We start from the raw sequence: 4,405 nt of genomic DNA on the forward strand, positions 1-4,405 counted from the left end.
GATCATCGCGCGTCTGGGCGTCTCCTTTTCGGCCCGCGACATGGTCTCCAGCCTGTCGCTCGGCGAGCGCCAATTGGTCGAGATCGCCCGCGCGCTGTCGACCAATGCGCGCATCATCGTCATGGACGAGCCGACCACGTCGCTGACCTCGCGCGAGACCGACCGGCTGTTCGAGGTCATCGCGACGCTGAAATCGCAAGGCATCGCCATCATCTACATCAGTCACCGCATGGAAGAGGTCTACCAGCTTGCCGATCGCGTCAGCGTGCTGCGCGACAGCGGTTATGTCGGTACGCTCGAGCGTGCCGACCTCAGCGCCTCGCGCCTGGTGTCGATGATGGTCGGCCGCGATCTGTCGGCTTTCTACAAGAAGGATCATCGGCCGCCGGACGAAAAGCGCGCGGTGGCGCTCTCGGTGCGTGGCATGTCCGACGGCCGTCTCCTGAAAGACTGTTCGTTCGACCTGCACAAGGGCGAGGTGCTGGCGCTGGCGGGTCTGGTCGGCTCCGGCCGTACCGAGCTTGCGCGGCTGATCTTCGGCGCCGACAGGCGCGTGTCAGGCACGCTGGAACTCGACGGCAAAACGATCTCCATCGGCTCGCCGCGCGAGGCGCTCGATGCCGGCATCGCCTATCTGACCGAGGACCGCAAGGAACTTGGCCTGTTCCTCGACATGTCGATTTCCGACAACATCAGCATGGGCGTGCTGGCGCGGGATTCGCGCGCCGGCGGCTTGCGCGACTTCGCGGCCGCCGAAAGGCGCGCTTCTAGGGCCGTTGCCGATCTCTCCATCCGCACCAGTTCGGTGCAGGCCAATGCCGGCTCGCTGTCGGGCGGCAACCAGCAGAAGGTGCTGCTCGCCCGCCTGCTCGAGACCGAGCCGAAGGTCGTCATCCTCGACGAGCCGACCCGCGGCGTCGATGTCGGGGCGAAATCGGAAATCTACCGGCTGATCGACAATCTCGCCAAGCGGGGCATCGCCATCCTGATGATCTCCAGCGAACTGCCCGAGGTGATCGGCGTCGCCGACCGCGTGCTGGTGATGCGCGACGGCACGATATCGGGCGAGGTGACGGCGTCGCAAGGCGAACCGCTAAGCCAGGAAAAAATCATGGAACTTGCAACGGGAGCGGCTCAGCAATGACCGACAAGGCGACCGAGATCAGCGCAGGCGGCCAGGCCACCGGCACAAGCCGACGGTTGCGCACGGCTTTCGCTGCCCTCGGCATGCTGCCGGTGCTGATCCTGCTGGCGGCCGGCTTCCAGTTCCTGAACCCGCGCTTCCTGACCGAGACCAATCTTCTGATCGTCACCCAGCAGTCGTCGATCAACATCGTGCTGGCGGCCGGCATGACCTTCGTCATCTTGACCGGCGGTATCGACCTGTCCGTCGGCGCCATCCTCGCCGCATCGGCGATGGTGGCGGTGATGGTGTCGCTGGTGCCGGACTGGGGTTTGCTCGGCGTGCCGGCGGCCATTCTGGTTGGCCTCGGCTTCGGCCTCATCAACGGGCTGCTCATCGCCTACATCAAGCTGCCGCCCTTCATCGTCACGCTGGGTTCGCTGACCGCGGTGCGCGGTGTCGCCCGCCTGCTCGGCCAGGACACCACGGTGTTCAACTCGGACCTGCCGTTCGATTTCATCGGCAACGGTTCGCTGTTCGGCATTCCGTGGCTGGTCATCATCGCGCTGTCGGTGGTTGTGCTGTCCTGGCTGGTGCTCAAGCGCACCGTGCTCGGCACCTGGATCTATGCCGTCGGCGGCAATGCCGAAGCGGCGCGGCTGACCGGTATCAAGGTGCCGCTGGTGCTGCTCTTCGTCTATGGCGTTTCCGGCCTGCTGGCCGGTCTTGGCGGTGCCATGTCGGCGGCCCGGCTCTACGCCGCCAATGGCTTGCAACTGGGCCAGTCCTACGAACTCGACGCCATTGCCGCTGTCATCCTCGGCGGCACCAGCTTCGTCGGCGGCGTCGGCTCGATCTGGGGCACGCTGATCGGCGGCCTGATCATCGCGGTGCTCTCCAACGGGCTCATCTTGGCCGGTGTCTCGGACATCTGGCAGTACATCATCAAGGGATTGGTCATCATCGTGGCGGTCGCCCTCGACCGCTACAGGCTCCAGGCAGGAGCAAGAACGTGATTGACCGTAGTCGCCGGCGTCAACGACCGGTTTATGTAACGCACCGTGAGAGGCGCGGGGCAATCGGAGGAAAGCAATGAAGACCATCGCCAAACTGCTCTGCGGCGTCGCACTCGCGTCGCTCGCCATCGCGCCTGCTTCGGCCAAGGACCTCAACAAGGTCGGTATCTCGGTCGGCCTGCTCGGCAATCCCTTCTTCGTCGCCACCATCAAGGGCATCGAGGACGCGGCCAAGAAGATCAACCCGAAGGTCGAGGTGACCTCGGTATCGGCCGACTATGACCTCAACAAGCAGGTCTCGCAGGTCGATTCGTTCATCGCCGCCGGCGTCGACGTGATCATGCTCAATGCCGTCGACGCCAAGGCGATCGCGCCGGCGGTGAAGAAGGCGCAAGCCGCGGGTATCGTCGTTGCCGCCTTCGACGTTTCGGCGCCGGGCGCCGACGTCACCGTGATGACCAACAACGTCAAGGCCGGCGAAGAGGCCTGCAAGTACCTGGTCGACCACACCGGCGGCAAGGGAGACTACGTCATCCTCAACGGACCGGCATCGTCCTCGATCCTGGAGCGGGTGAAGGGCTGCAAGAACGTGCTGGCGCAGCATCCCGACATCAAGATCCTCTCCGACGACCAGAATGCCGAAGGCTCACGCGACGGCGGCCTGAAGGTGTTCCAGTCGCTGCTCACCCGCTTCGACAAGATCGATGCGGTGTTCGCCATCAATGACCCGACGGCGATCGGCGCCCAGCTTGCGGCCAAGCAGCTCAACCGTTCGGAATTCATCTTCACCGCCGTCGACGGCGCGCCCGATATCGAGAAGGAGCTCTCCTCCGGCACCTCGATGATCAAGGCTTCGGCCTCGCAGGACCCTTACGTGATGGCCGGCCAGTCGCTGACGATGGCGGCCGAACTGCTGGCCGGCAAGAAGCCGGCGGAGCCGACCGTGCTGCTCGACCCGAAGCTGATCACGGCCGAGAACCTGAAGGACTATAAGGGCTGGACCGCGGCCCGCTAAGAGCCTGTTTGGAAATTCTACTCTGTCGGCCATCTGATGGCGTTTTCTGCGCTTCCGTTGCTCACGGACCAAATGTCCGCTGCGCTACGGTTCTCGAAACCACCACCATATGACTCGCCAGAGCGAATTTCGAAACAGTCTCTAACTCCATCTACAGCGTGCGGCCGGGATCACCCGGCCGCACCTCTTGTCAGCACCGGAGACGATGATGTCGCGTATTGGAATCCATTCTTTCGTCTGGTCGGCGGGCTCGGCCAAGGCCGATCTCGAGCGCACGCTGGCCAACACCAGGGAGGCCGGCTTCGACCTCATCGAATTCTCCTATCTCGACCCCGCCAATGTCGACATCGGCGGGCTTGCCAGGCGCATTGCCGATCTTGGCCTCGGCGTGGCGATCAGCATCGGATTGCCTGTTGATGGCGACATTTCGAGCGCCGACAAGGCGATTGCCGCGCGCGGGGTCGAAATCCTCAACGACACCATCGCGCTGACGCGCGATCTCGGCGGCCGCAAGGTCGCCGGCATTCTCTCGACCAGCCACGGATTGCAGGTCGAGGCGCCGACGCGCGATCAATGGCAGCGCAGTGCCGGCACGCTGGCCAAGGTTGCCGAGACAGCCAAGGCGGCCGGCGTCACGCTCAACCTCGAGATCGTCAACCGCTTCGAAAGCAATCTGCTCAACACCGCCGCGCAAGGGCTGGCCTTCATCGAGGACACCGGCTCGGACAACATCTTCCTGCATCTCGACACCTTCCACATGAACATCGAGGAGGCCGATGTCGGCCTGGCCATCCGTCATGCCGCCGATAAGATCGGCTATGTCCATATCGGCGAAAGCCATCGCGGCTTCCTCGGCACCGGCAATATCGATTTCGCCGCGATCTTCGATGCGCTGACCGCTATCGGCTACAGCGACGACCTCAGCTTCGAATCCTTCTCTTCGGAAATCGTCGATGAGAACCTGTCGAAGAAGACCGCGATCTGGCGCAATCTGTGGACGGACAACATGGCGCTGGCCAAGCACGCGCGTGCTTTCATCGGTCTGGGAATAGAGACGGCAAGGCGCAAGGCGGAACTCGTCTCGGCGCGGCACAAACCCTGACCCGCCCGTCGAGGGCCGAAGGACGCGGCGTGCGCCACAGGGCAGGGTTCCGAACTCAGATTAACAACAGGCCTCGAGGCAGCCGGTTTTGGCGGCTTTTGTGCCGCCATTTTTCACGATAGGAATTTTTTCTTGACACGGTGACCTCA

The 4,405-nt window shown here is 63.6% G+C and carries 4 protein-coding genes; all 4 read left to right on the forward strand.

The annotated features are described in order from the left end of the window. Positions 1 to 1,144: sugar ABC transporter ATP-binding protein (locus EOD15_RS29410; RefSeq protein WP_148129691.1), on the forward strand; the 1,144-nt coding region annotated here is incomplete at its 5' end. Beyond that, positions 1,141 to 2,139 carry a ribose ABC transporter permease gene (locus EOD15_RS29415; RefSeq protein WP_127266680.1) on the forward strand — a complete coding sequence of 333 codons (999 nt, stop codon included), beginning with the start codon at positions 1,141 to 1,143 and terminating at the stop codon, positions 2,137 to 2,139. The genes EOD15_RS29410 and EOD15_RS29415, both read left to right, overlap by 4 nt. 76 nt (positions 2,140 to 2,215) lie before the next feature. Next, the gene (locus tag EOD15_RS29420; RefSeq protein ID WP_127320947.1) at positions 2,216 to 3,154 is read left to right on the forward strand and encodes an ABC transporter substrate-binding protein; all 939 of its coding nucleotides are present in this window, start codon (positions 2,216 to 2,218) and stop codon (positions 3,152 to 3,154) included. Between the two features lie 208 nt (positions 3,155 to 3,362). Further along, positions 3,363 to 4,256 (forward strand): sugar phosphate isomerase/epimerase, encoded by an 894-nt coding sequence (locus EOD15_RS29425; RefSeq protein ID WP_127320948.1) that lies wholly within the window; start codon positions 3,363 to 3,365, stop codon positions 4,254 to 4,256. Positions 4,257 to 4,405 lie beyond the last annotated feature (149 nt).

Origin of the sequence: Mesorhizobium sp. M7A.T.Ca.US.000.02.2.1 (assembly GCF_003996995.1) — a bacterium.
Classification (GTDB): Bacteria; Pseudomonadota; Alphaproteobacteria; order Rhizobiales; family Rhizobiaceae; genus Mesorhizobium.

What these genes read in the sequence shown, in the direction of transcription:
- EOD15_RS29415 (WP_127266680.1), top strand. Translation starts at nt 1,141, where the DNA reads ATGACCGACAAGGCGACCGAGATCAGCGCAGGCGGCCAGGCCACCGGC.
- EOD15_RS29420 (WP_127320947.1), top strand. Translation starts at nt 2,216, where the DNA reads ATGAAGACCATCGCCAAACTGCTCTGCGGCGTCGCACTCGCGTCGCTC.
- EOD15_RS29425 (WP_127320948.1), top strand. Translation starts at nt 3,363, where the DNA reads ATGTCGCGTATTGGAATCCATTCTTTCGTCTGGTCGGCGGGCTCGGCC.